Genomic DNA, 25,132 nt, shown 5'->3' with positions numbered 1-25,132 from the left:
ATCTGGGGAAAAAGTCGAGTTAAAACGCGGTAGACAGCATGGATATTGAAAGACTCCTACAACTGGTTGTAGAGAAAGGTGCTTCGGACTTATTTATCACGGCAGGCGTGCCGCCCTCCATCAAACTGCACGGCCGCGTTGTGCCCTGTAGCAGCACCGCGCTCACACCGGAAAAAGCGCGCGAGCTGGTGGTAAGCACCATGAACGAGAAACAGCGGCGCGAATTTGCCGAGCAAAAGGAGCTGAACTTCGCGATTGCCGTGCGCAATGTGGGGCGTTTCCGGGTATCGGCCTTCTTCCAGCGCAACCTGGTGGGCATGGTACTGCGTCGCATCGAAACCAAAATCCCCTCCATCGACGGGCTCGGCCTGCCCGACGTACTCAAAGACTTGGCCATGACCAAGCGCGGGCTGATCATTTTTGTGGGCGCCACCGGTACCGGTAAGTCCACCTCTCTCGCCTCCATCATCGGCCACCGCAATGAGAACACCAAGGGCCATATCATCACCATTGAGGACCCGATCGAATTTATCCACCAACATCGCGGCTGTATTGTGACCCAGCGCGAAGTGGGCCTGGATACCGAGTCGTTCGAGGTCGCCCTGAAGAACACCCTGCGTCAGGCGCCGGATGTCATCCTGATTGGTGAGGTGCGCTCCCGCGAGACTATGGACCACGCCATCGCCTTCGCCGAGACCGGCCACCTGTGCCTGTGTACCCTGCACGCCAACAACGCCAACCAGGCCCTCGACCGGATCATTCACTTCTTCCCGGCGGACCGCCACAAGCAGCTGTTTATGGACCTGTCCCTCAACCTGAAGGCGATGGTGGCCCAGCAGCTGGTACCGACCCCCGATGGCGATGGCCGCCGCGCCTGTCTCGAGATCATGATCAATACCCCGCTGATGTCGGACCTGATTCGCAAGGGCCAGGTGGATAAGATCAAGGAGTTGATGAAGCGTTCCGGGGAGCAGGGCATGCAGACCTTCGACCAGGCCCTCTACGAGCTCTACGATGGGGGAGAAATTACCTATGAGGATGCCCTGTCCCACGCCGACTCTGCCAACGATTTGCGCCTGATGATTAAGCTCAAATCCGAATCCGATGCCGAGTACTTAAATAGTGCCGCCGGCGAGTTGAGCCTGCAAAATGACTCAGAGTACGGCGACGGTGGCCCCCAGCTCTACTAGCCCCCAATCCTGCCAGATCAATACCGTTTACAGACAATCCGGTCTGTAAACGGTTCGCACCCGCTATAATCCGCCTCCGCTAACGCCCCGATCCAGGAGCCGGTGCCGCCCGATATTTACTGCCTCCCACTTTAATCAACTGATAAGACCGCGAGTACAATTATGTTAGAGGCACTTTTCTCACTTATTGCCGCAACCGCTCTGTTACTCGGCTCCCCCGGGCCCGCGCCACTTGCCCTGGCCGCCTCGGGAGCAACCTTTGGAGTGAAAAAAAGCGGCCGCTTTCTTATCGGTATCCTGCTCGGCCTCAGTGTTGCTATAGTCGGGGCAACCGCCGGTATCGCCGCCCTGCTCGCGGCCTGGCCACAGGCGCGCCTGCTAGTACAGCTTTGCGGTGCCTTATATATTGGCTATATCGCGATTAAAATTGCCACGGCCCCGCTACTGGAACAGGGCAAAGCGGCAGCCGTGCACCCCCCGTCGCTGTTTGATGGATTTATTTTTAACTTATTAAACCCCAAGGCCTATGCCGCCTTCCTTGCCCTCTTCTCCCAATTTTTACTGCCGTTCGGAGAGAGTGGCCCAAGCTATTTCGCCACGGGTTTGGTCTGTTTACTGGTAGCCGCTGCGGTGGATTTTATCTGGCTGTGTTTGGGGGGAAGCCTGCGGCCAGTTTTTTATAAGCCCAGACAGGCGCGAATCATCAGAGTCTGTTTTGCGCTATCAATGCTGGCAGCAGTGCTCGCCGTTTTTATGCGCGGGAACAGTTAAGCCCTAGCAAATTTCTGCAATCAGGCTTTTTACCGAGGGCAACATGCGCCGGCTTACCAGCGGCGCCGCCGTCACCCCCTCCAACTCCACCCGATAATTTGTACCGTCCCGGCGCAGGCCAACAATATATTGCACCGCCACCAGCGCACTGCGGTGGATACGCACAAAGCGCGGGCCAAACTCTCCCTCCAGCTCTTTCAGAGACTCATCCAGAATGGTCTCTCCAGCGGGGTGGTAGGCCACCACATATTTGCTGTCGGCGATCAGACAGCGGATCGAGTCGACCTCCAGCAGCTCTACCCCCAGACGACTGATCGCCTTAATGCGGCTGCGGCCCCGGGGTTCGTCCCGCTCTCGCTTTGTTAACAGTTGCTGCTGGGGTTTACTCAGACGCTGTACCCCGGCAATCGCCTCGCGCAGCTGTTCGACGTTCACAGGTTTCAATAGATAACCAGCCGCTGAAGTGGCAAAAGCGGGTAGAGCAAACTCATCGTGAGCGGTGCAGAAAATTATTGCCGGTGGGCACGGAAGACTGGACAGCTGTTGGGCCAACTGCAAGCCACTGCCGCCGGGCATTTCTATATCCAGCAGTATAAGATCCGGGTCGAGCGCATGTACCTGTGCCAGTCCGGCTTCAATATCTGCCGCCTCCCCCACAGCGCTGCAATTATCGACTCTCTCCAACTGCCGGTGCAGGCGGGCCCGAGCCAGGGGCTCGTCATCAATAATCAGTACACGCAACTGTGTCACTCCATCACCTCAATAGCTTTGTTGGAATTTGTGGCGATCGCTATTTCCTGTGGGTCCACCGCCCGGGGGGACAAGGGTAGCCGCAGTAGCACCCGGTACCGGCCCAGCTCCCGACTGGCGGTAAATTTGAAGCGATCACCGTAGTAAGCGCTGAGGCGCTGACGAATATTTTCTGTCGCCATGCCGTTACCCGCCCTTGTCGGCGCGGCGCCGACCTGCGGCAGCGGATTTTCAATCGCGATATTAAGCATGCCCTCCTCCAGCGAGAGCTGCACCGCAATCTCCCCGCCTGCACGCAGCTGGGCCACACCGTGCAATACCGCATTTTCCAGCAGGGGTTGCAGCAACATACTGGGCAGCTGGACACTATCCAGCCCCTCGCCAATCTGCCAGCGCTGCTGCAAGCGCTCGCCCAGGCGCAGGGCTTCAATCTCCAGATAGCGCTGGGCCAGCGTCACTTCCTGCGCCAAGGGCACCAGTTTCGGATCGGCGAGGCTGGCGCGAAACAATACGCACAAATCCTCCACCAGCCGCTCCGCGCGATCCGGATCAACAGCGATCAAACTGGCCAGGCTGTTCATGCTGTTAAAGAGGAAGTGGGGGCGGATTCGGGATTGCAGCGCTTCGATTCGAGCGCCGAGTTCCGCCTGCTGCTGGTTGTACAGCTGCTGTTGCAGGTAGGCGTAGCGCAAAACCACCCCCGCACAGATAGCGCCGAGTAGGCAGTCGCCGGCAAACCCCCAGCTGTTGAAACTGGTCTGCAACAGTAGCGCGCGCAGATAGCGCTGCACGGCCATTACCAATATCAACACCGATAATACCGCGATAAAGCTCAAGCCGCCGGCGAGCTTGTGGGACATCTTGGCCAGACTGGGCCGCAGCCGGCACAGCAGCGCAGCCGAGGGCAGTATCACCCACTGAACCACCAGAGAAATCAGTCCCAGGCGCTGCCAGCTGAATTCACGCAAACCATCCAGAGCCAGTACCAGCACCAGGGCCAACAACTCCCCCATCAGCACCAACGCTGCCAGAGAGGTCACGCTACAGAGGTCCGGTAAGAAGGGGGCCTGCCCGGAAAACGCAGAATCCTTATTTCCTGCGCGATATTTTCGAATTTTCTGCGTTATAATGCCCAGCGGCCAGGGAAATGACATGCAGTTGTTATTCTTGATTGTCCCAAAGTTCCAAGCGCAAGATATCACCAAGCTCCCCAGCCTTTCATCTCAATGCAGCCAGGAAAACCATGAGTAACGAAAAATCCCCTTCCGAGTCCGCCAACAATCCCGCCGCCAAACTCTGGGGTGGCCGCTTTAGCGAAGCCACCGATGCCTTTGTCGAGCGATTTACCGCCTCGGTGAGCTTTGACCAGCGTATGGCCATGGAAGATATCCAGGGATCACTTGCCCACGCGCAGATGTTGTCAGAAGTGGGGGTATTAAGTGCTGATGAATATCACAAGATAGCCGATGGCCTGAAAGGCATCGCCGAGGAGATAACAGCGGGGGCATTTCCCTGGTCTGTACAGCTCGAAGACGTGCATATGAATATCGAAGCGCGCCTGACCCAGCGCATTGGCGCCACCGGCAAGAAACTGCATACCGGCCGCTCGCGCAACGATCAGGTGGCAACCGATATCCGCCTGTGGCTGCGCGGGCGCATCGACCTGATCGCGGCGGAACTGACCCGCCTGCAAAGCGGCCTGGTCGATTTGGCCGAGCGCGAAGCCGATACCATTATGCCCGGCTTTACCCACTTACAGAGCGCGCAACCGGTGACTTTTGGCCACCACTTGCTGGCCTGGAATGCCATGCTGAGCCGGGATTTCGAGCGCCTGATGGATTGCCGCAAGCGGGTTAACCGCTCGCCGCTGGGCGCCGCTGCGCTGGCTGGCACCAGCTACCCGATCAATCGCGCGCGCACAGCGGAATTGCTGGGCTTCGACGCTCCCACGGAGAACTCCCTCGACTCGGTCAGCGACCGGGATTTCGCCATCGAATTCTGCGCCTTCGCGGCGCTGCTGCTCACCCACCTCTCCCGCGCCAGTGAGGAGTTGGTGCTGTGGACTTCCAGCCAGTTCGACTTTATCGACCTGCCCGACCGCTTCTGCACCGGCTCCTCCATCATGCCGCAGAAGAAAAACCCCGATGTACCGGAGCTGGTGCGCGGAAAAACCGGCCGGGTCAACGGTCACCTGATCGCACTGCTCACCCTGATGAAGAGCCAGCCGCTGGCCTACAACAAGGACAACCAGGAGGATAAAGAGCCGCTGTTCGACGCCGCCGATACCGCGCTGGATTGTCTGCGCGCGTTTGCCGATATGGCACCGGCACTCAAGGCGAAGAAAGAAAATATGCTGGAGGCTGCGGCCAAGGGCTTCTCTACCGCGACGGATCTGGCCGATTACCTGGTGCGCAAAGGGGTGGCCTTCCGCGATGCCCACGAGATTGTCGGCCAGTCGGTATCCTTTGCCATTGAACAGGACAAAGACCTAGCCGAACTCAGCCTGGCCCAGCTACAACAATTCTCTACAGAGATTGGCGACGACGTATTTGAGGTGCTGACTCTGGAGGGTTCAGTGGCGGCCCGCGACCATATTGGCGGCACCGCTCCGAATCAAGTGCGCGCGGCCTGTCAGCGCGCGCGGGAGGAGATTGCGCAGCGCGCCTAAGCGCTGTTTAGGCGGATAAACCGAGAGAAACCTGCTCGCCCTGCTGCTCGCTCAATACGCGGTCGAGTAAAGTGGGCAGGTCTTCAGCAGTCGTGGTGCACTTCCAGCCGGGATTTTCAAACGAGAGGTGGTAGCCACCGGATTTGGCCGCAACCCACAACTCCCGGTTGGCGGACTGGCGCGAGAGAATGACCTGGCTGCCATTGTCCTCCAGGGTCAGGGTCAGCACCGCATCACTGCGTTCGTAGTCGATATCCCAATCGCAGTGATCGAGCGCATCCTCAATACCGATTAGGGTCTGCTCCACAGCCGCATCATATTCCGCTTGGCTCATCGTTGCTTACTTCTGTTACCGTGTAATTTGTTGAATCAGGTGGGCCGCTATACTATCAGGCTTTTGCCGGTTACCGCTGCGAATCTCCGACTCCCAGGATGTTATCAATGCTCAAACGACTCTCTCTATTATCTATCGCCATCAGCGCTACAGCGCTGTTGCTGGGCTGTGGCCAAAAAGGGCCCCTCTATCTGCCGCAGGACCCCGCCATGCCCGCCAGCAATATTCCCGGCGGCCCACCGCAGACAACACCGACCAGCCCTGCGGCGCAGCCCGGCGAGCCCGGCTCCGCAGCAGAGCAAGCGCTGGAAACGGTCGACGAAATTGAATCCGAAGACGGCTATGAGTCCGACTTCGATATCGATAACACCATTGAGAGCGGCCCCACTATCGAGGTCGACGACGAATCCGGTACAGCGGATGACTCCAATGTCGAGGAAGATTTAGCAGAGTAAGAATCGGTAAAATGAGAGAGTTTAGTTATCGCGATGGCAGCCTGTGGGCTGAACAGGTTTCCCTAGAGCAAATTGCCGAGCGCTTCGGCACCCCCACTTATGTCTACAGCCGCGCACACTTTGAGCGGCAATACCGGGATTACGCCGAGGCCCTCGGCGAGCGCCCCGGCCTTATCTGCTACGCGGTAAAAGCCAATAGCAATTTGGGCATTCTGTCGCTGCTGGCACAGTTGGGCGCGGGTTTTGATATTGTGTCCGGCGGCGAACTCGAGCGGGTGCTGCTCGCCGGCGGCGACCCAGCGCGCATCGTCTTTTCCGGGGTGGGTAAAACTGCAGAGGAGATGCGCCGCGCTCTGGAAGTGGGCGTACACTGCTTCAATATTGAATCGGAGGCGGAAATTGATCGGCTGGAGCGGGTGGCCGCAGAGTGTGGCAAGACCGCGCCGATTTCCATCAGGGTCAATCCCGATGTGGATGCCCAGACCCACCCCTATATCTCTACCGGCCTCAAAGAAAATAAATTTGGCATCGCCATAGATAAGGCGATCGAAGTTTATCAACGCGCGGCGGCTTCCGCGCACCTGAAAATTACCGGTGTGGATTGCCATATCGGCTCGCAGCTCACCGAAATCGCACCGTTTCTCGATGCCCTCGACCGCCTGCTGATCCTTGTCGACCAGCTCGCCGAGCTGGGAATAATTTTGCAGCACCTGGACCTGGGCGGAGGCCTCGGCGTGCGCTATCGCGGTGAAGAGCCACCGCCGATTGGCGACTACCTGGCGGCGGTGCACCAGCGTATCGGCGCGCGCAATTTATCCCTGATTCTTGAACCGGGGCGCTCTATTGCCGCCAATGGCGGCGCCCTGCTGACTCGGGTCGAATACCTGAAACGCACCGAAGAGCACAATTTTGCTATCGTCGACGCGGCCATGAATGACAATCTGCGCCCGGCCCTCTACCAGGCCTGGCAGGATATTGTGCCAGTGACACCGGACGAGAGTGACAGTACCCTGTGGGATATTGTCGGCCCCGTCTGTGAAACCGGCGACTTCCTCGGCAAAAACCGCTCTCAATCGCTGCAAGAGGGCCAGTTATTGGCCATGTTGTCCACCGGTGCCTACGGTTTCACCATGAGTTCCAATTACAACAGCCGCTGTCGCGCCGCTGAAGTGCTTGTGGATGGCGACAAAACTTACTTGGTGCGTGAGCGGGAGACTTTTGCTGACTTGGTTCGCGGTGAAACCACGGTACCCCAAAAGCCTGATCAGTGACTTGCATCGCAGTGGGGCCCATTTTCAGCCCGGGCCCCAAACCGCAGCCAACGCAGCGGATAATAAATACGAACAGAGAAATGGAATGCGCGTTAAATTCAGCAAGATGCACGGGCTCGGCAACGATTTTGTGATGCTCGACGGCGTCAGCCAAAAAATCAAACTGACCCCGGAAAAGATCCGCCGCCTGGCGGATCGCTGCCTCGGCGTAGGCTGCGACCAGGTGCTACTGGTAGAGCCGCCCCGCACCCCCGAAGCAGATTTTCGCTACCGAATATTTAACGCCGATGGCAGTGAAGTAGAGAACTGCGGCAACGGTGCCCGCTGTTTTGCCCGCTTCGTGCGCGAGCGCCGCCTCACCGGCAAGAAAAATATCCTGGTGGAAACTGCCGCCGGGTTGCTACACCTGAAAGTGCTCGACGGCGATCAGGTGAGTGTCGATATGGGGGAGCCGGTTCTCGAACCGCAGGCGGTGCCCTTTTCTGCCGATCGCCGCGCCGAGTCCTACCCGCTCGAAGTCGATGGCGAGACCTTCACCATTGGCGCCGTATCTATGGGTAACCCCCACGCCGTCCTATTGGTTGAAGATATCGCCTCGGCACCGCTGGAAAGGCTGGGCCCCCTGATCGAGCGGCACCCGCGTTTCCCGCAAAAGGTCAACGCCGGCTTCCTGCAAGTAGACACGCGCAATGAAGCACATCTCAGAGTATTTGAGCGCGGCGTTGGCGAAACTCGCGCCTGCGGCACCGGGGCCTGCGCCGCCATGGTATACGCCCGTCTGCGCGGCCTGGTGGATGACAAAGTCGATATGCACCTCCCCGGCGGCACACTGACAATTCACTGGAGCGGACCGGGTCAGCCCGTTACTATGACCGGGCCCGCGACCACGGTTTTTCACGGGCAGATTATTCTCTAAACCACTGTCGGGGATATTTGGCCGTCAAGCGCCCGCTGCCCCGCACCCGTGTCGGAAAAAGCAAACACAATGGAACACACAGACGCCAATCGACCCCTCGAAGAGATTGCCGGCGACGCTCAAAAGGAAGTCCAGCGCGACGATAAACTGCTTGCGCGGCAGGTGGCCCGCTACCTGGTGCAAAACCCGGAGTTCTTTGAGGAGCGCATGGAGCTGCTGGAGACGATCAAGCTGCCACGGGAAAATGGCAAAACCGTGTCACTGATGACCCACCAAACCCACTTGCTGCGGGAGCGCAATATCGAGATGCGCCAGCGCCTCGACCAGCTTTTGCACAATGCCCGGGACAACGACCAGCTGTTCTTCAATAGCCGCCGACTGATCCTGGCACTGCTGGAAGCTGAAAATATTGCGGAGGTCACCGAGACGCTCTATGCCAGCTTCGCCTCCGACTTCAACGTCGAGTTCACCAGCCTGACCCTGTTCGAGCCCATCTCCGCCCCCCGCCAAAGTCTGGGGCGAGTTCAAACCAGTACCCTGGCCGATGCCGAGGGGACAATTGGCGGCATTATTCGCAACGGCCGCCCCATCTGTGGTGTTTTGCGCCAGCGGGAAAAAGAGTTCCTGTTTGCCGAGAGTGCGCAACATATCGGTTCTGCTGCGGTAGTGCCGCTGGCCAATCAACTGGGTACCCTGGCGGTGGGCTCTGCCGATCCCCAATACTACCGCTCCAGCCTGGGCACCTTATTTCTGTCCTATATCGGTGAAGTCCTGGAGCGCCTGCTGCCAAAACTGCTCAATCGGTAAGCTGCGATCACTGTCGCCACGTCCGCCGACGGCACGACAGTGAGACGGGAAATTTAAAATTTAGATAGGGCGGCTGCCATATTTGGGTTGCGGTTTGCGCGGGGGATCGGCGGTAACCTCGGGATCAACTTCATTAATCGCACCACCGCCGGCGAGAAACGCCTCTACATCGGAACTTAACTGGCTTCTGGCACGCCGGCGCGAAGTAATACTGCGCTCTTCGGCAAATTCCTCGGAGTCCTTGCTGCGAGCGTTCTTGCCGGGATCTTCATAACCATCTTTCATAACAAAACCCTGTAACCTTTACTCCTGTTACAGAGGGAGTACCTCTGTGCCGCCCCTCTCCCGCGACATCGACAAAACTGACAACCACTTTCGGTGGCAATCCCCTACCGCCTGAATAAGCGGCGATTAATATATAGGCAGTTCCTCACTCCGCTGCCAGTGGCACAAGGAGGAGGCTGTAGAGTTTTTTGTTGCGAATAGGAGTGGAAGTATTTCGGTTAGTTATGCAGTTTTTTGCGCCCAGCCTATAGCGGAAACAGGGAAAAGAGACAGCGCAAATAGCGCAAAGCGGGATGGGGGATTAGTAGAAGTGTGGCGAAAGCCCCTTGCGGGGCTTCCTTTAGCGCTCAATCGCCAGGCGCTAAAAGCGCGGCCAAACGAGCTACACCGCCTCGCTACCGGTTTCACCGGTACGGATACGAATCACTTCTTCGAGCGCCGTAATAAAGATTTTACCGTCACCAATTTTGCCGGTTTGTGCCGCCTTGGTAATTGCCTCAACCGCAGAGTCCACCATCTCGTCATCTACGGCGAGTTCCAGTTTTACCTTTGGTAGAAAGTCCACCACATACTCGGCACCACGATAGAGTTCGGTATGACCCTTTTGGCGCCCAAAACCTTTTACTTCGGTGACGGTCATTCCCTGCACGCCCACTTCAGACAGGGCAGTGCGCACATCATCCAATTTGAAGGGCTTTACTACAGCCGTAATCAATTTCATCTTGAGTATTTCCCCTGATTCGTCCTCGTCGAGAGAACCTTACCCAGGTCACTGCCCCGTTTGTGGGGCAGCACCGGCACTGTTAACTTATTTGCTCATAAATTCCGGGTAAGCTTCCATTCCGCATTCGGTCAAGTCAACACCCTCTTGCTCTTCCTCTTCGCTCACACGGATGCCGGTCACCCGCTTGAGCAGATACCACACCGCCAGAGAGCTGATAAATACCCAGGCAAAGATAGTCAGTGCACCGATCAACTGTCCGCTAAGGCTGGCGTCACTATTGGTCACCGGTACCAATAACAAACCGAACAAACCGACCACTCCGTGTACGGAAATCGCCCCCACCGGATCATCAATTTGCAGCTTGTCCAGGGTGATAATAGAGAAGACCACCAATACCCCGGCGATCATACCGAAGAGGGTTGCCTGCAACGCCGTCGGGGTTGAAGGTTCTGCGGTAATTGCCACCAGGCCCGCCAGAACACCATTTAGCAACATGGTCAGGTCCGCTTTGCCGAAGAGGATACGCGCAGTAATCAGTGCGGCAATAGCGCCGCCGGCAGCGGCGGTATTGGTATTTACAAATACCATAGCGACGCTGTGTGCGCTGGTGGCATCCCCCAGTTTCAATACCGAGCCGCCATTAAAGCCAAACCAGCCCATCCACAGGATAAAGGTACCCAGGGTCGCCAGCGGCAAGTTAGCGCCGGGAATGGCATACACCTGCCCCTTGAGGCCGTATTTGCCTTTGCGCGCGCCCAACAGCAGAACACCGGCAAGGGCGGCCGCCGCACCCGCCATATGTACGATACCGGAACCGGCAAAGTCGGAGAAACCGAGATCCCCGAGGTTATACAGACCGAAAACATCTTGGCCGCCCCAGGTCCAGGCGCCTTCCAGCGGGTAGATAAAGCCGGTCAAAATCACCGCAAAAGCCAGGAAACTCCACAGCTTCATACGCTCGGCAACCGCACCGGAGACAATCGACATCGCAGTGGCCACAAAAACCACCTGGAAGAAAAAGTCTGAAGCCGCCGAATACACAGAGTCGCCTTCAAAACCATTTTCAGCGGAATCGCTGAGAACACTTTCCAGACTAAACGCCTCAATACCTGCAAGCGCCCAGCCGCCGTCGTACATAATGGCGTAGCCCGTCAGCAGGTACATAATGCAGGCGATCGCAAACAGCGCCACATTCTTGGTGAGAATTTCTGTGGTGTTTTTGGAGCGCACCAAGCCAGCTTCCAACATGGAAAAGCCGGCGGCCATCCACATAACCAGGGCACCACACATGAGAAAGTAAAAAGTATCAACTGCGTATTGCAATTGAAAAAGATGATTCTCCATATTTCTCTCCGTTCAAATCTGGATATTTTTAAAATTATTTTTTGCTTGCTGACTAAATAGCCGCACTACCGGTTTCCTCGGTGCGTATGCGCACAACCTGCTCAAGCTCTGCGACAAAAATTTTTCCATCGCCGATCTTGCCGCTCTGCGCGCTGGAACCAACTGCCTCGATTACCGCATCCAGTTGCGAATCTGCCACCGCGATTTGCAGCATGGTTTTCGGCAGAAAATCCACCACATACTCGGCGCCGCGATACAATTCCGTGTGCCCTTTCTGGCGACCAAAGCCCTTCACTTCAGTAACCGTTACACCGTTAACCCCCACCTCCCGCAGGGCATCTCGCACAGCATCCAGCTTGAAGGGTTTAATCACTGCGGTAATTAATTTCATGGCATCCCCCAAAGAAAAATGGACCCGCGCTGAGGCACAGGCCCTTTTGTGTTACCAGGTATAAGTCGCAGCGGCGAGCAGTGAAGGTTCGCACCAGTCGGTCTCATAGCACTCCCTATCGCTGGCATCGGTGCCGACGACAGAAGCGCTCAGGCTCAAAGCGTCAAAGGCTTTACTGAGGGTAATGGCGTAATCGAGATAGGAATCAGACCCATCGAGAAAGCCCTCCTCCTCGAACAGGTTGAGTCCCAGGTGTAAATCGAGAGAAAGGTCTGACGGAAGCGCGAAGCTATATTCCGCATAGGGGTAATAAAACTCACCGGTATCCGCCCAATAATCATCGGAGTAAGCGAGCCCTAAAGTTAAATCCGAGAAACTCAGACTGCCGTATACCTCCTGATAATCTTCATCTGCATTGCCGCCGTGATAGGCGTAATAGATATAGCCCAGATCAAAGCTGACAGTGTCACTGATGTCCGCGCTATAACCGCCGTAAAAATCCTGCTCGTAGTCGGTTTCATCGGAGCCGTAATCGAAATCCACTTGGGATGCCCAGGTACCGATATAGAGGCCATTGGCAAAATCGACATCGATCCCCCCCTGTAGGGCCGGGCCCCCGTCCGTTTGGCTGATGCCACGGAACTTGTAGTCAGACACAATGCCGATATTGGCACTGATACTGGGAGCGCCCTCGGCGGCCATCGCCAGGTTTGCGCCGAGAGCGAGAACGGCACCGGTGACGAGAGTGGCAACTTTATACATTTTATTTTCCACTGTGATTCTCCAAGACTTTTTAAGCGGTTATTTCGAGTGCTTTAGGAGCGCCGCCTGCCATCAGCCCTTTACGGTCGAGTGTGACGGGAGTCGCTTGCGTCTCGTGAAGTGCGACTTTCCCAGGCTCGCAATGATCGTGAATGGGACGCCGGCACAGACTGTTTACATATTGGTTGCAGACTTGATGCCAACACCGCAAGTACAAGTAAAATCAACAAGTTAGAAGCAATCCGCTTAATAAAATCGGTACGATTAGAGACTCGCAGACGGCGCTGCGCACCAACATGGAACTCCCATTGCGCCCCTGCACTGAAGTTGGGAGGAAAAGATTAAGGTGCACTCAGAACAGTGCGCTGGTAGGCTGCTTTTGCGGAAAAATGCACTGGGTTACAATCCGGTGCTATTCATACCCACCCATTTAGCGAGGAACTGCCCGTGGCAGCAGATAAACTGCAACAGCTGCTGAAAGAGCTACAACAACAGGGCGCGGTGGTGACCAGCGACTTGCGCAGCGCCCTGGAAGTCTCACTGGATAAATTGCCACTGGTCTCCCAGCGGGAGTTCGACACCCAGGTGGAGATACTGCGCCGCACTCGGGAAAAGCTGGCGCGACTCGAAGATAAAGTCGAGATGCTGGAGCAGGCCCTGACACAGCGGGACAACGCCGCCGAGGACTAAGCCCAGGGAGCCATTTCAAGGATGAAATCGTGAGCCTCTCAGTCACCTATGCCCGGGCCCAGCTCGGGGTTTCCGCCCCCCTCGTCACGGTGGAAACCCACCTGGCCAACGGCCTTCCCGCTTTCCATATTGTGGGCCTGCCGGAGGCGGCGGTGCGGGAGAGTCGCGACCGGGTGCGCAGCGCCTTAATTAACAGCCATTTCGACTTCCCCCAGCGCCGCATTACCGTCAACCTGGCCCCCGCCGATCTTCCCAAAGAGGGCGGCCGCTACGACTTAGCCATCGCCATCGGCATCCTCAGCGCCTCGGGCCAGGTGCCCACCGAACCCCTGGAGCGCTATGAATTTATTGGCGAGCTGGCCCTCACCGGCGCACTGCGGGAAGTGCGTGGTAGCTTACCGGCCGCCGTCGCCTGCACCGGCGAGGAACGCAAGCTGGTGGTGCCGACGGAAAATGGGGCTGAAGCCGCACTGGCCACGGGCGCAGTCGGCACCGCCGGCTCACTACTGGAGGTTTGCGCCGAGTTGCATGGACGCGAAGCCATGCCCAGCGCGGCTGCCGAGCCTATTGTCGAGGCGCACCAGTGTGCGGACCTGGCCGATGTGCGCGGCCAGCTAAAAGCTCGTCGCGCCCTCGAAGTGGCCGCAGCTGGCGGCCACAACCTGCTTTTCTACGGCCCTCCCGGCACCGGTAAAACCATGTTGGCCAGCCGCCTGCCCGGCATATTGCCCCCTCTGACCACTGAAGAGTCTCTAGAGGTAGCGAGCGTTTACTCCAGTGCGGGACTGCCTCACCAGAGCCTGCGCCCGTTCAGGGCCCCGCATCACAGCGCCTCGCCCACGGCACTGGTCGGCGGTGGCAGCACCCCGAGGCCCGGTGAGATATCCCTCGCCCACCGGGGGGTACTATTCCTCGATGAAATGCCCGAGTTTCCCAGACACGCTCTGGAGATACTGCGGGAACCCCTGGAGAACGGCGAAGTCCGTATCTCCCGCGCGCGGGCTCAAGTCACCTACCCCGCCCACTTTCAGCTAGTCGGGGCTATGAACCCCTGCCCCTGTGGCTATTTAGGCGAGCCGCGCTGCCGCTGCACTCCGGACCAGATAGATCGATATCGCAACAAGCTCTCAGGACCACTGCTGGATCGTATCGATATGCAGGTGGAGGTGGGTGCTATGAATGCTCTGCAATTACAGGATGCCGCGCCCGGCGAGGCCTCCATTACCGTGAGAGAGAGAGTGGATAGTGCGCGCCAGCGACAGGTACAGCGACAGGGTAAAACCAACAACCTGTTACAAGGCGCAGAGCTGGAAAGGCACTGCGCCCTGGGGGAAAGGGAAAAAATGTTACTTCGCCAATCGGTGGAAAAACTGGGGCTCTCCGCACGCAGTTACCACCGAATACTCAAAGTGGCGCGCACCCTGGCCGACCTCGCTCACCTGGACAGTATCAGTAGCGCGCAAATTGCCGAGGCATTGGCCTATCGCAATTTGGATAGGCGCCAAACGGCTAAAGCCTAATCGGCCAATACAGTGTACATAGCCGGTCGGGCAATAGCTTGGGAGTCTCGGAACAGCTCCGTAAGAAGGCCCGTCCTAGGGAGCCTTCAGAGCGATTAGGATCGAGACATTTCAAGCGTTGAAGTAGTGGCTATTAATATTTTTTCTGTAGCATCCCATCTGCGCCAAAGAAAAATAGTGTCTCCCCAAATAATTTGACTCCTTACTCCCGGTTGCTCGGTTTGCCAGAGGGAAAATTGTATTGTTCAAAAAATTTTTAAGGTGCATCAAGTGCCCAAATTGAAATGCGCCTATATTTGGATCAAAAAATTCTAAATTTACAAGATCCAGGGCCATAGCGTGGTTACAGCCACCTCGGATAGCAATTAAACGATATGGATTAACCGATGGCGCCTCACAAAAATAGTCACCGACCCCCGCTGATACCCAACTTACGACTTTTCTAGATTTAACTGCCCCAGTGAAGCCACTATCGTGCAACCAAATATTGGCGTCCTGTAGTTGAGTATCAGGCGCCTTTATCTTGTTATTCAATTGTATTGCCGGCATTATGGCATTAGTTATGCCTCTCCCGCCTTGCCCCATTAAGGAATCTAAGTAATCCTGGTTGTTAACTGGGTCATTGAGTTGCCCATTAAGCCAATAAAGCGATAGCGCACAACAAATCCCCCCGCTAGCCTGGTTCCTTGCCAGCACAGTGTAAACTCCGCTCCCGGGAGACTGTGAAAACAGCTTGATTCTGGTACTACCATATGCCTGGCTGCGAACTCTGGCGAGAATTCTATGGGTTCCTGCAACCTCTTCAGGCGAGGGTAGGGGATCAGCTACTTTTCTGTTTCTAAAAGGCACTTTCGCATCCTCAATTATTGACCACTTTGCGTATTAATACATACATGTAAACAATTGAGACTGAGCATACAAAAGTGTCTGCGTTATCTTTTGATATTTCTTGCTGCTTTCTATTTTAAAACTTGTGTTGCCAGCTTAGCTACATTTATAGGCCTAGCATACTCAATCCAGACGAAATTACTTTAATTATGCTTATGATCTTCTTTGAGTTTAAAGCAGGCTAACAATTGACGCAGAGAAACGCCATAAAAAATCAGGACTATCCAGTAATAGGAACCAACATACAGGACTAGAGCCGTATATCAAATAGTTACAATTGATATAAATTGTTCACTGCATAGATATCCAAATTTTAGAATCAAATTTATACAAATCAGATATAAAAAAATACTAGGTTGAAAAAAATGGCAATACAAGTAGGATAAAGGACATCAAGTTTATCCGCGACAGTTTATGCCCTATTATGGGGCTTTTTTTTGAGAAGAGATAAAAGCCCGTTTATCGGTGCACTGTAAAGGGATGTAAGTGTAATCATGTGTAATTTAATCCAACTGGCCAGATCTATTTCCAGCAAAAGAGAAAATTTACCATTTTCTGTATATTCATCAAATAAGGAGCAATGCATTGCTAATGTTCCAGTTATTAAACCATTACTAATATTTGTACTATCCGGCTCTAAAGAGTTAGGCAAGAATTCCGAAGTTACGTGTAAGACCGGGTCATTTGTCTTTCTTTCGAACAGCCCGAAAGTGGACATGCGTAATATCCCAGATAATCAGGAATACTTCGCGATTCTTTTAGAGTTTGATTACAGCGACTTTGAGCAATTCCATAATGAATATGTATCAAATTGTACACATGTCAATGGAAAAATTACTAAATCCATGAAAAAGTCTCTGTTTCAATTTATTGAATGGTCTGCTTTAGCACCGGCTGAGTCTATACATTATCGAAGAAAAGAAATGCTCCAGTTAATCTATATGGCTGGTTATACAGAAATATCCCAGTTGGTCCAAGCTCCCAGTCTAAGTCATAAAGTATTCGAGATTATTAGTTCAAATGTTGCTTCTAAATGGTGCGTAGAGGATCTTGCATCAAGATTGGCTATGAGTGAATCCACTTTGAGAAGAAAACTGAAGGCAGAAGGCTCTAGTACCCAGGCAATTAAAAGTAGGGCTAGGCTCGGCCATGGACTGCATTTGATTCAAACAACAATGGATCAGATTAGTTCAATTTCAGAAAGGTGCGGCTATCAATCCCAATCAAGATTTACCGAACAGTTTAAAACATTGTTTGGAATAACACCAAGTGAATTAAGAAAGACCAGATTGAACGATTTTGGAGAAGAGATGACTGCTATTTGACCTATGAGCTACGACCATCGTTGGTACAATGTATATGAGGAAATTAACCTCATATACATTTATAGGACTCATGTATGAAAAAGATTGCCGTAATACTCTCTGGTTGCGGATATCTCGATGGATCTGAAATTAGAGAATCCGTACTAACTCTGCTGGCATTGGAGTTGGCGGGCGCTCAATACGAAGTCTTTGCCCCAGATATTGACCAGCATCATGTTGTTAATCATATGACAGGTCAAGAACAGACGGGTATGGCGAGAAGCGTATTAGAAGAATCTGCAAGAATTGCACGAGGCAATATTAAAGAACTTGGCTTTTTGAATACCTCTGAATTTGATGCTTTGATTATGCCTGGTGGTTTTGGCTTGGCTAAGAATCTATCCACCTTTGCCTTCGATGGAAGCGGCGCATCCATCAACGAACTTGTAATATCAAAAATCATCGATTTCAATGATTCAGGAAAACCTATTGGCGCGATATGTATTGCACCAGCCATACTGGCTTTGGCTATCGGTAATAAAAAACCAGCCATGACCGTTGGGAATGATGAAGGTGTCGCGAGTGAATTGGTTAAACTGGGTGTACAGCATCAAGCATGCCAAACTAGCGCATGTATCATTGATCAAAAAAATAAAATCGTTAGCACTCCCGCATACATGGATAACCAAGCTAAGCTGCCAGATATATACAAGGGTATCACTAGATTAGTTTCTGATATCATTAGCATGGCATAATTTTTGGTTAGCTCTCATCTGATGGGTGAGAGCCTATATTCTTAATTGCTAGCTTATGGTATTGATAATTTAAAAAATCGAAGATCATGGGATGCTGTAGGGATTGATTTCATTAGAAACAAATCATTAGTAGTTATTATGTGATCGTTCATGGATCAACCAATCATTTATCTAACAACTTAGTATACAGTACCTTAAAAGTTCAAATGTGTAGTGATCGACTCTTTTTAACCATCTAATTTTGAGCACTCAACATTTCCTTTCCGTCACATTTACTGGTGGGGCGATCAGTTGACACAACCACTTATATAGTTATCATGATAACCACAGGCATCCAAGGGCACTAGATATGAACGAGCATCTATTCATTATTGCCAAGATTTCCCCCAAGACGGAGTTCTTCATGCAAGCCAAGCAGGCCATCCTGTCCATAGTAGCTAATACATTGGAGGAAGATGGCTGCCTGAAGTTTGCAGTACACGAGGATGGGAAACACCTGTTTTTATACGAGGAGTGGCGCAGTCAGAAAGACTTAGACAAGCATTACGCTATGCCTTATATCACTCCGATATTCGAAGCCTATCAAGAGTGGCTAAAAGAGCCTGTGGAGATCAATAAGCTGGAGAGGTTAGCTTAATACCCTTATGTTTTTTCTCAAAGAACTTCCCTCACAACAGATGGTTGAGGGATACTCCAAACGATTTTCTGTAAAAGATCCCGCTGCCATTCAGGACGCGCTTAGTATGATGCGGGATGCGAGCCTACTATTGCGGGAGCTTGAGGGTTATTTTTCCGAACACGGAACCTCCCAGCTACGCTTCCTGGTAATGATCGTTATCGACCGGGAGCCTCAAAGAGACAGTTTACTAGCCTCAGAAATTGCAGAACGCATTGATGTTTCTCGGCCGGTAATGACAAGAACCCTGAAAAGTATGCTGGAAGATGAGCTTATCGCTATGGAAGCAGACTCCAGCGATGGTAGAGCAAAATGTGTAGCACTCACCAGGAGCGGTAAAAAGTTTCTACAGGAAATACTACCAGGATACTTTAAGATAATTTCTAAATTTATGAAGGAATTGAACAGGTGAAGAAATCCTTACTACACGTCCTGTGTATCTGGGCATTGGTTTACCCTATTGTTACTCTATTACTTTTGGGGATGCAGGCACTGGAATTGCAAATTGCAATTGGTTTAAAAGCACTAATAATGACCGCTATTCTGGTCCCACTAATGTATTTCTATCTTGTGCCAAAGGTACATCAATTTTTGGCCCGGCATTAATTTGCCGAGCCATGTTTTGTAGCGCCAATATCTAGTCAGCAGAATATTTTTCAGCTTCTAGCTGTTCATTTAATTTTTCTTCCGCTTTCTGTGCATACTGAAGGCAGCTTACTGATTTTTTCTGTACAGCTGTGTTTTTAAACTCCCAGCCGCTGGCAGGTACATGGGGGGTAAGTAGTAAATCACAAGGTAAATCCCGCACACGGGTAAAGCTTGTACGGAAGTCCTCTAGGATATTGGGGTAGCGGCGGTTATCAATCAGTTGATAACCGGGCGCTGAAAGGCTATCAACATAGGCTACATCTGTAATTTTACCATCCACTTTGTCTTCCCAGGTCCAGGCCATACTGCCCGGGGTATGGCCTGGGATAAAATGTACGCGTAGACGCAAGTCCCCTAGAACCACTTGCTCGCCATCATGCAGAATACGATCCGCCTTTATTGGCGGATATAAAAGTTCGTCGGCAAAGTGTATATCATTGGCGCCGCCGCGAGCCATTAACACCGCTGACTCGGCATTGGTTACCACCTGAGCGCCCGTCACACGTTTTAGCTCAGCTATAGAACCAATGTGGTCTGCATGGGCTTGGCTGTGCAAGATTAATTTTAGGTCCGTGGGGGCAACTCCCAATCTGCGCATATTCTCCAATAAGTGCTCGGCCGTCTGCTCCATGCCACCATCAATTAGAATCGCCCCCTCTTTGCCTTTTAATAACAGTGAGGTAATCCCCTCGGTACCTATTTGCCAAGTGGTATCTGCAATCTTTAGCGGCGCTACTGGCCGGCGCCAGGATTTCGGCACCTTGTAATTTTCCAGTTGCGGCAAGACAGCAAAATTTTCCGCAGCCGAAAAACTGGAATAAGCTGCCATTACTATTGCGGCTAATCTGATTCTTATATTCATCTATTAGTCTCTTTTTTCTGCATCTGAGATACACCCCGGGGCCCCATTGAGCAGGGTACTTTTAATCCAACCAGCAATTCGCGCAAAAACTGCTTTCCGGTGATTAACACCATCCGTATCCGTCATATAGTGATCGTAACCGGGGTATTCCCAATAAGTCAGCTCACAACGTCGGGCTGATGCATAGGCATCTCGTGTTGCTCGGCCGGAACTGAGCGGGGCAGATTTATCTTCTGTCCCCTGGATCAATAATACGGGGGCATGGCTCTTCAATAAATCGTTGACCGGTACCCGATCGACGACATCGGCCCACCAACGCATAGAGTTTCCACCCCAGACTTCCGCGCTTTCTGGGTTAGCTCGGGCATAGGCGAGCTTGGTATCGACCTCTTTAGCTACGTGGGGTGGAACCAAACTCTTTAACACCTGAGCAAAGGACTCCCCCAATCCACTGGAAAAGACCACTGCCGCATCGGGATTTAGTCTCGGCGCCAGTCGTGCAACAAGATCACCACCTTCGGAACCGCCGAACAGGACCAGTTTGCCATTCCACCAATCAGCCCCGCGCAGTTCGTCGACAATTTGCTCTACATCTACCGCACGCTGCTCAACCGTGTGGTTAGCTACATACGCTTTTGAACAATCGTTAAATTGCTCTTCCGGGCTGTCAGAGTGAGTTACACCATATTTTTCTACCAGTAAAACTGCATATCCTGCCGCTAACTCTTTAGCCTGTTGGATAGTAGTATTTTTAACAGCAGGTAAGCAGCCAGATCCCTGGGCTATCAGGAACAAACCATATTTCCCGTTAGCCGATGGTTGCTCTAAAGACCAGTAAAGCGTTGATCCATCAGGGCGTTTACTGACTTTAAGTAGAGGTTCGGCGGACACGCCGATATGCAAAGTCGCTAGCAGAAAACCCGTTGCCGTTATAAAGGCCGATTTAAGAAAACCCATAGCGAGAACTCCCTGCCCTCACCTGAAATTAATGGTGGGGCTATATTTGCTTGGTTATTGTTGGTGAGGAGGTGAACCTCATATTCACCCCCTCTCCGAACCCAAGAAAAAGTAATGGTTCCCGAGCTAATTGAAGCTAATCACATCAAGCTTTTTTCCAATTATCAGCACTTAAGCGATAAAGGCAGTGCCGCTGTAGATGGCTTTCGCTGGGGACCAGTGGATGTTCAAAGACGAGAGAATCCCGCCGCATACCCAGCCGCTCCATCACCCGCTGGGAACGAAGGTTTTGTAATGCAGTAAAGGAAACGACTTCGCTGAGATTCAGGGTATTAAAAGCTACATCCAAAGATGCTTGTGCAGCTTCACTGGCATAGCCTTTTCCCCAGTGGGAAAAGGCCAAGCGCCAGCCAATCTCTACCGCTGGAGTGAAGGGCAAATCTTCGGTCACATTTTTCATACCGACAAATCCGAGAAACTCGTTGGTGTCTCTCAGCTCCAAGGCCCAAAAGCCCCAGCCGTATTTCTCAATATGCGCAATACTGCGATCCACACCGGCATCACTCTGCTGTCGCGTCAGCAATGAGGGGAAGAACTCCATCACCTTAGGGTCGGCATTCATTTCGGCAAATACAGGCTTATCTTCCTCTCGCCACTGGCGCAGCTGTAAGCGTTCAGTCGTGGGTTGTATTAATTCAGGCATGGAATATTCGCTATTCAATATTTTATTTCTGCTGAAAACCTTTAGACGGTGCAACCATAAAATCGCACTGATCCAGCCATTTTCGCTGCCCTGGATATGCAGCTCCCTCAAAGCCCAATTTCTGGTAGAGAGTCCGTGCCGCTAGATTAGTACGCAGGACAAATAAAGAGCACTCGATTACATCCAGGGCTCTGGCTCCTGTTTGTGCAAGCTGTACTACCAGCGCACGCCCCAATCCAGCTCCGCGATGATTGGGCGAGACAATTAAGCGACTTAGGTGGCAGCGGCCCAGGTGTTGGTAATACTGCCCAAAAGCCAGCACAGCACCGCTGCTGCCCTGAAGTGCGTAGCTGGGCAACTCAGGCCAACGACAATCCTCCAAAAAAGACCTCCCCTCGAACGGAAACCTGAAATCGGGACCACCCCACTGTTGGCACTGCTCCCTATCTGATAGCCAGGACATCAACGTTGGGAGTTGCCACTCCTGCACTGGTTTCAGTCTCAAGTTCTCCACGGCAATTCCCTTTAAAGTTACTTGCGGCTCTTCGCCAGCCACCGGTCCAACTGATCGGCGAAAGCTTTGCGGTCCGCCTGACTCAGGGCCGGAGGTCCGCCGGTATGCACGCCGCTGGAACGCAGGGTATCCATAAAGTCCCGCATATTCAGACGCGCGCGGATATTGGCTTTGGTGTAACGCTCCCCACGGGGATTCAAGGCCTCTGCGCCCTTATCGATCACCTCTGCGGCCAGGGGAATATCGCTGGTAATAATCAGGTCCCCCGCCTCACAGCGCTGCACTATCTCGTTATCCGCCACATCAAAGCCGGCGGTGACTTGCACGGAGCGGATATAGCGCGACGGCGGCACCCGCACCGCTTGGTTGGCCACCAGTGTCAATTCGGTGGCGGTGCGCTCGGCGGCGCGAAACAGGATTTCCTTGATGGCGACCGGGCAGGCATCGGCATCGACCCAGAGTTTTGTCATGGCTATACAACCTTATCGAGCGTATCGGGCGCTGCGCCCTCATCGCATTTCTTGCAATTGAGCTGGAATCCCAGCATGGACTCGCGCCCCTCTTTAGTGATTACCCAGGGCCGGTTGGTCCAGGGGGGATTGTGGCGTACATGTTGGAAATGACCACAGGCGAGTTCCGCCACCCAGTGGTCCTCTTCATCCAGGTGGTAGCCGGCAATAGGTTGTTGCATGGAGGTTACACAAGCGGGAAATAAGGCGCAGTTATAGCCAATCCCAGGCACAAAGTATACGCGTGGCCGATCGTTCACACTGGTGCTGGGAGGATTTGAGTCAAGGCTGCTAGAATCTGCCGTTTTCCGCTACGCGAAGATACAGCTCCATCTATGACCCAGCTCAACCCCCGCCAATCCGAAGCCGTGAAGTATGTCGATGGCCCCTGCCTGGTACTGGCTGGCGCCGGCTCCGGCAAGACCAGCGTAATCACCCGCAAGATCGCCTACCTGATCGAGCAGTGTGGCTATGCCGCGCGCAATATCGCCGCCCTCACCTTCACCAACAAGGCGGCGCGGGAGATGAAAGAGCGGGTCGGCAAGCTGCTGGCGGGCCCGGATGGCAAGCGCTCCAAGGCGAGTCACGGCCTCACCGTGTCCACCTTCCACAACCTGGGGCTGAATATCCTGCGCAAGGAATACCGCGCCGCCGGCTTTAAGCCGGGCTTCTCTATCTTCGATGCCGAAGACGCCCGCGCCCTGATCAAAGAGCTGATGTTGAGAGATGGGGACCTGGATACGGACCTGCTGGACCGGGTGCAGAACCAGATTTCCAACTGGAAGAACGATATGCTCACCCCGCGCCGCGCTATGGAACAGGCGCAGAGCCCCGGTGAGCAGGCCATCGCTATCGCCTACGACCGCTACTGCGAAGCCCTCAAAGCCTACAATGCGGTCGACTTCGACGACCTGATCCTGCTGCCGGTGCAGTTGTTCGACAAGGACCCGGAGCTTTTGCAGCGTTGGCGCAAGAAGATTCGCTACCTGCTGGTGGACGAGTATCAGGACACCAATAACTCCCAGTACCTACTGGTGAAGCTACTGGTGGGCGGGCGCGGCGGCCTCACTGTGGTGGGGGATGACGACCAGTCTATCTACGCCTGGCGCGGCGCGCGCCCGGAGAATATGAGTGCGCTGAAGAGCGATTTCCCCAACCTGCGCCTGATCAAGCTGGAACAGAACTACCGCTCCACCAGCCGTATCCTCAAGGTGGCCAACCACCTGATCGCCCACAACCCCCATGAGTTCGACAAGGCCCTGTGGTCCGATCGCGGTCTGGGGGAAGAGATCCGCGTACTCAAAGTGGCCAATGAAAACGAGGAGGCAGAGCGCGTCGCCAACGAGATCTTCCTGCAAAAGAGCCGTCGCGGCTGCAAGTTTATGGATTTTGCCGTGCTCTATCGCGGCAATCACCAGGCGCGCCTGATCGAAATGAAATTGCAGGAACACCAGATTCCCTACCAGATGTCCGGCGGCACCTCCTTCTTCGCCCGTGCCGAGATCAAGGACGTCATGGCCTACCTGCGCCTGCTGGTAAACCCGGACGATGACAATGCGTTCCTGCGTATTATCAACACTCCGCGCCGCCAGATAGGCACCAGCAGCCTGGAAGCCCTGGGCAACTATGCCAAGGGCCGCGAGATCTCCATGTTCAAGGCCTGCTCGGAACTGGGTTTTAAGGAGTATATCAACGAGCAGGGCTATGAGCGCCTAAACCGCTTCGCCCTGTGGCTCGAAGGGGTACAGCGCAACTGTCGCGATACCACCGCCAATGGCGCCCTGCGTGAAATGCTGGAAGATATCGACTACGCCGGCTGGCTCTCACAAAACGCCAGCAGCGAGAAGGTGGCCGAGAAGCGCATGGAAAATGTGTATTGGTTGCTGGAAAGCCTCAACAAGATTATGGAGGGCACCGACGATGAGCTGGAGCAGGATATTCGCTTGGAACAGGCCATCTCCAAACTAATCCTGCGGGACATGCTGGAGCGCCAGGAGGAAGAGGAAGCCACCGATAAGGTCAGTCTGATGACCCTGCACGCCGCCAAGGGCCTGGAGTTCCCGCACGTGTTTATGATCGGTATGGAAGAGAACTTACTTCCCCACCGCAACAGTATCGAAGACGACAATATCCAAGAGGAGCGCCGTCTCACCTACGTGGGCATCACCCGCGCCCAGCGCACCCTCACTATGACCCTGGCCGGCAAGCGCAAACAGTTCGGCGAAACCCAGGACACCACGCCCAGCCGCTTTATCGACGAGCTGCCGGAAGAGGATGTATTGCTAGAGGGGTTTGGCAAGGCGACACCGGAGCAGAATCAGGCGAAGGGAGAGGAAACTTTGGGGTCTTTGTTGAGTATGTTTGATTAATATGGCCCATACATTAATCAAATTAATTTAAAAATTATTGTGCTGGCAAAAGCCGCTACCCAGGACGCA

29 protein-coding genes are annotated in these 25,132 nt (G+C 53.8%); 14 read left to right on the top strand and 15 right to left on the bottom strand.

Annotation, left to right across the window (positions count from 1 at the left end):
* Positions 1 to 38 precede the first annotated feature (38 nt).
* Positions 39 to 1,190 carry a PilT/PilU family type 4a pilus ATPase gene (locus ACJJIK_RS16035; RefSeq protein WP_444929289.1) on the top strand — a complete coding sequence of 384 codons (1,152 nt, stop codon included), beginning with the start codon at positions 39 to 41 and terminating at the stop codon, positions 1,188 to 1,190.
* A gap of 162 nt (positions 1,191 to 1,352) precedes the next feature.
* Complete coding sequence (locus tag ACJJIK_RS16030; RefSeq protein WP_444943334.1) at positions 1,353 to 1,961, top strand: LysE family translocator; 609 nt, start codon at positions 1,353 to 1,355, stop codon at positions 1,959 to 1,961.
* Between the two features lie 3 nt (positions 1,962 to 1,964).
* On the opposite strand, the gene ACJJIK_RS16025 is transcribed toward ACJJIK_RS16030, so the two are convergent.
* Both ACJJIK_RS16025 and ACJJIK_RS16020 read right to left on the bottom strand, forming a co-directional pair.
* On the bottom strand, positions 1,965 to 2,711 hold the full coding sequence (locus ACJJIK_RS16025) for a LytR/AlgR family response regulator transcription factor (RefSeq protein WP_444943333.1): 747 nt from the start codon (positions 2,709 to 2,711) through the stop codon (positions 1,965 to 1,967).
* Positions 2,708 to 3,865, bottom strand: a complete 1,158-nt coding sequence (locus ACJJIK_RS16020; protein WP_444943332.1) for a sensor histidine kinase — start codon at positions 3,863 to 3,865, stop codon at positions 2,708 to 2,710. The genes ACJJIK_RS16025 and ACJJIK_RS16020 overlap by 4 nt, the downstream gene beginning before the upstream one ends.
* Positions 3,866 to 3,954: 89 nt before the next feature.
* Between ACJJIK_RS16020 and argH the strand changes: the two genes are divergently transcribed.
* Positions 3,955 to 5,379, top strand: coding sequence for an argininosuccinate lyase (gene argH, locus ACJJIK_RS16015; RefSeq protein ID WP_444929285.1), 1,425 nt, complete (start codon positions 3,955 to 3,957; stop codon positions 5,377 to 5,379).
* Positions 5,380 to 5,386: 7 nt separating this feature from the next.
* Here argH and cyaY read toward each other — a convergent pair whose 3' ends face one another.
* Positions 5,387 to 5,713 carry an iron donor protein CyaY gene (gene cyaY, locus ACJJIK_RS16010; RefSeq protein ID WP_444929284.1) on the bottom strand — a complete coding sequence of 109 codons (327 nt, stop codon included), beginning with the start codon at positions 5,711 to 5,713 and terminating at the stop codon, positions 5,387 to 5,389.
* A 107-nt stretch (positions 5,714 to 5,820) separates the two neighbouring features.
* Here cyaY and lptM point away from each other — a divergent pair, with 107 nt between their 5' ends.
* The 4 genes from lptM (at position 5,821) to ACJJIK_RS15990 (ending at position 9,162) form a co-directional block, all read left to right on the top strand.
* Positions 5,821 to 6,168, top strand: a complete 348-nt coding sequence (lptM, locus tag ACJJIK_RS16005) for an LPS translocon maturation chaperone LptM (RefSeq protein ID WP_444929283.1) — start codon at positions 5,821 to 5,823, stop codon at positions 6,166 to 6,168.
* Between the two features lie 11 nt (positions 6,169 to 6,179).
* A complete protein-coding gene (lysA, locus tag ACJJIK_RS16000; protein WP_444943331.1) occupies positions 6,180 to 7,439 on the top strand; it encodes a diaminopimelate decarboxylase in 1,260 nt (419 codons plus the stop codon).
* A gap of 85 nt (positions 7,440 to 7,524) precedes the next feature.
* Positions 7,525 to 8,355: a diaminopimelate epimerase gene (gene dapF / locus ACJJIK_RS15995; RefSeq protein WP_444943330.1), complete on the top strand. Its 831-nt coding sequence runs from the start codon at positions 7,525 to 7,527 to the stop codon at positions 8,353 to 8,355.
* 69 nt (positions 8,356 to 8,424) lie between these two features.
* Positions 8,425 to 9,162 carry a DUF484 family protein gene (locus tag ACJJIK_RS15990; protein WP_444929280.1) on the top strand — a complete coding sequence of 246 codons (738 nt, stop codon included), beginning with the start codon at positions 8,425 to 8,427 and terminating at the stop codon, positions 9,160 to 9,162.
* A gap of 60 nt (positions 9,163 to 9,222) precedes the next feature.
* Here ACJJIK_RS15990 and ACJJIK_RS15985 read toward each other — a convergent pair whose 3' ends face one another.
* The 5 genes from ACJJIK_RS15985 to ACJJIK_RS15965 form a co-directional block, all read right to left on the bottom strand.
* Complete coding sequence (locus ACJJIK_RS15985) at positions 9,223 to 9,447, bottom strand: hypothetical protein (RefSeq protein WP_444929279.1); 225 nt, start codon at positions 9,445 to 9,447, stop codon at positions 9,223 to 9,225.
* Between the two features lie 382 nt (positions 9,448 to 9,829).
* Positions 9,830 to 10,168, bottom strand: coding sequence for a P-II family nitrogen regulator (locus ACJJIK_RS15980; protein WP_108731383.1), 339 nt, complete (start codon positions 10,166 to 10,168; stop codon positions 9,830 to 9,832).
* An 87-nt stretch (positions 10,169 to 10,255) separates the two neighbouring features.
* Positions 10,256 to 11,515, bottom strand: a complete 1,260-nt coding sequence (locus ACJJIK_RS15975) for an ammonium transporter (protein ID WP_444929278.1) — start codon at positions 11,513 to 11,515, stop codon at positions 10,256 to 10,258.
* A 52-nt stretch (positions 11,516 to 11,567) separates the two neighbouring features.
* Positions 11,568 to 11,906 (bottom strand): P-II family nitrogen regulator, encoded by a 339-nt coding sequence (locus ACJJIK_RS15970; protein ID WP_444943329.1) that lies wholly within the window; start codon positions 11,904 to 11,906, stop codon positions 11,568 to 11,570.
* 51 nt (positions 11,907 to 11,957) lie between these two features.
* Positions 11,958 to 12,668, bottom strand: a complete 711-nt coding sequence (locus ACJJIK_RS15965; RefSeq protein ID WP_444929276.1) for a TorF family putative porin — start codon at positions 12,666 to 12,668, stop codon at positions 11,958 to 11,960.
* Between the two features lie 447 nt (positions 12,669 to 13,115).
* Here ACJJIK_RS15965 and ACJJIK_RS15960 point away from each other — a divergent pair, with 447 nt between their 5' ends.
* Together ACJJIK_RS15960 and ACJJIK_RS15955 are read left to right on the top strand one after the other, a co-directional pair.
* Positions 13,116 to 13,358, top strand: coding sequence for an accessory factor UbiK family protein (locus ACJJIK_RS15960; protein ID WP_444929275.1), 243 nt, complete (start codon positions 13,116 to 13,118; stop codon positions 13,356 to 13,358).
* A gap of 29 nt (positions 13,359 to 13,387) precedes the next feature.
* Positions 13,388 to 14,878 carry a YifB family Mg chelatase-like AAA ATPase gene (locus tag ACJJIK_RS15955; protein ID WP_444929274.1) on the top strand — a complete coding sequence of 497 codons (1,491 nt, stop codon included), beginning with the start codon at positions 13,388 to 13,390 and terminating at the stop codon, positions 14,876 to 14,878.
* A gap of 111 nt (positions 14,879 to 14,989) precedes the next feature.
* On the opposite strand, the gene ACJJIK_RS15950 is transcribed toward ACJJIK_RS15955, so the two are convergent.
* Positions 14,990 to 15,727: a YopT-type cysteine protease domain-containing protein gene (locus ACJJIK_RS15950; RefSeq protein ID WP_444943328.1), complete on the bottom strand. Its 738-nt coding sequence runs from the start codon at positions 15,725 to 15,727 to the stop codon at positions 14,990 to 14,992.
* A 533-nt stretch (positions 15,728 to 16,260) separates the two neighbouring features.
* On the opposite strand from ACJJIK_RS15950, the gene ACJJIK_RS15945 reads away from it, so the two are divergent.
* The 4 genes from ACJJIK_RS15945 (at position 16,261) to ACJJIK_RS15930 (ending at position 18,913) form a co-directional block, all read left to right on the top strand.
* Entirely contained in the window at positions 16,261 to 17,091 is an 831-nt protein-coding gene (locus tag ACJJIK_RS15945; protein WP_444943327.1) for a helix-turn-helix transcriptional regulator, read from the top strand.
* 74 nt (positions 17,092 to 17,165) lie between these two features.
* Positions 17,166 to 17,825, top strand: a complete 660-nt coding sequence (gene elbB, locus ACJJIK_RS15940) for an isoprenoid biosynthesis glyoxalase ElbB (protein ID WP_444943326.1) — start codon at positions 17,166 to 17,168, stop codon at positions 17,823 to 17,825.
* A gap of 349 nt (positions 17,826 to 18,174) precedes the next feature.
* Complete coding sequence (locus ACJJIK_RS15935) at positions 18,175 to 18,462, top strand: putative quinol monooxygenase (protein WP_444943325.1); 288 nt, start codon at positions 18,175 to 18,177, stop codon at positions 18,460 to 18,462.
* Positions 18,463 to 18,469: 7 nt separating this feature from the next.
* Positions 18,470 to 18,913, top strand: a complete 444-nt coding sequence (locus ACJJIK_RS15930) for a MarR family winged helix-turn-helix transcriptional regulator (RefSeq protein ID WP_444943324.1) — start codon at positions 18,470 to 18,472, stop codon at positions 18,911 to 18,913.
* 225 nt (positions 18,914 to 19,138) lie between these two features.
* On the opposite strand, the gene bla is transcribed toward ACJJIK_RS15930, so the two are convergent.
* The 6 genes from bla to ACJJIK_RS15900 all read right to left on the bottom strand — a co-directional run bounded on the left by bla (position 19,139) and on the right by ACJJIK_RS15900 (position 22,876).
* Entirely contained in the window at positions 19,139 to 20,005 is an 867-nt protein-coding gene (gene bla, locus ACJJIK_RS15925) for a subclass B3 metallo-beta-lactamase (RefSeq protein WP_444945075.1), read from the bottom strand.
* A 9-nt stretch (positions 20,006 to 20,014) separates the two neighbouring features.
* Positions 20,015 to 20,968 carry an alpha/beta hydrolase family protein gene (locus tag ACJJIK_RS15920; RefSeq protein WP_444943323.1) on the bottom strand — a complete coding sequence of 318 codons (954 nt, stop codon included), beginning with the start codon at positions 20,966 to 20,968 and terminating at the stop codon, positions 20,015 to 20,017.
* 145 nt (positions 20,969 to 21,113) lie between these two features.
* Entirely contained in the window at positions 21,114 to 21,671 is a 558-nt protein-coding gene (locus tag ACJJIK_RS15915; protein WP_444943322.1) for a GNAT family N-acetyltransferase, read from the bottom strand.
* A gap of 22 nt (positions 21,672 to 21,693) precedes the next feature.
* Positions 21,694 to 22,185, bottom strand: coding sequence for a GNAT family N-acetyltransferase (locus tag ACJJIK_RS15910; protein ID WP_444943321.1), 492 nt, complete (start codon positions 22,183 to 22,185; stop codon positions 21,694 to 21,696).
* 17 nt (positions 22,186 to 22,202) lie between these two features.
* Entirely contained in the window at positions 22,203 to 22,655 is a 453-nt protein-coding gene (locus ACJJIK_RS15905) for a YaiI/YqxD family protein (RefSeq protein WP_152450565.1), read from the bottom strand.
* Positions 22,656 to 22,657: 2 nt separating this feature from the next.
* Positions 22,658 to 22,876, bottom strand: coding sequence for a DUF3565 domain-containing protein (locus ACJJIK_RS15900; RefSeq protein ID WP_444929262.1), 219 nt, complete (start codon positions 22,874 to 22,876; stop codon positions 22,658 to 22,660).
* A gap of 153 nt (positions 22,877 to 23,029) precedes the next feature.
* Here ACJJIK_RS15900 and rep point away from each other — a divergent pair, with 153 nt between their 5' ends.
* Positions 23,030 to 25,063, top strand: a complete 2,034-nt coding sequence (gene rep / locus ACJJIK_RS15895) for a DNA helicase Rep (RefSeq protein ID WP_444943320.1) — start codon at positions 23,030 to 23,032, stop codon at positions 25,061 to 25,063.
* The last annotated feature ends 69 nt before the right edge of the window (positions 25,064 to 25,132 follow it).

The sequence above is a fragment of the Microbulbifer regidiadema (SeqCode) genome, from assembly GCF_052466995.1.
The sequence above is the reverse complement of the archived record's forward strand: the minus strand, read 5'-3'. Positions and strand labels throughout refer to the sequence as shown.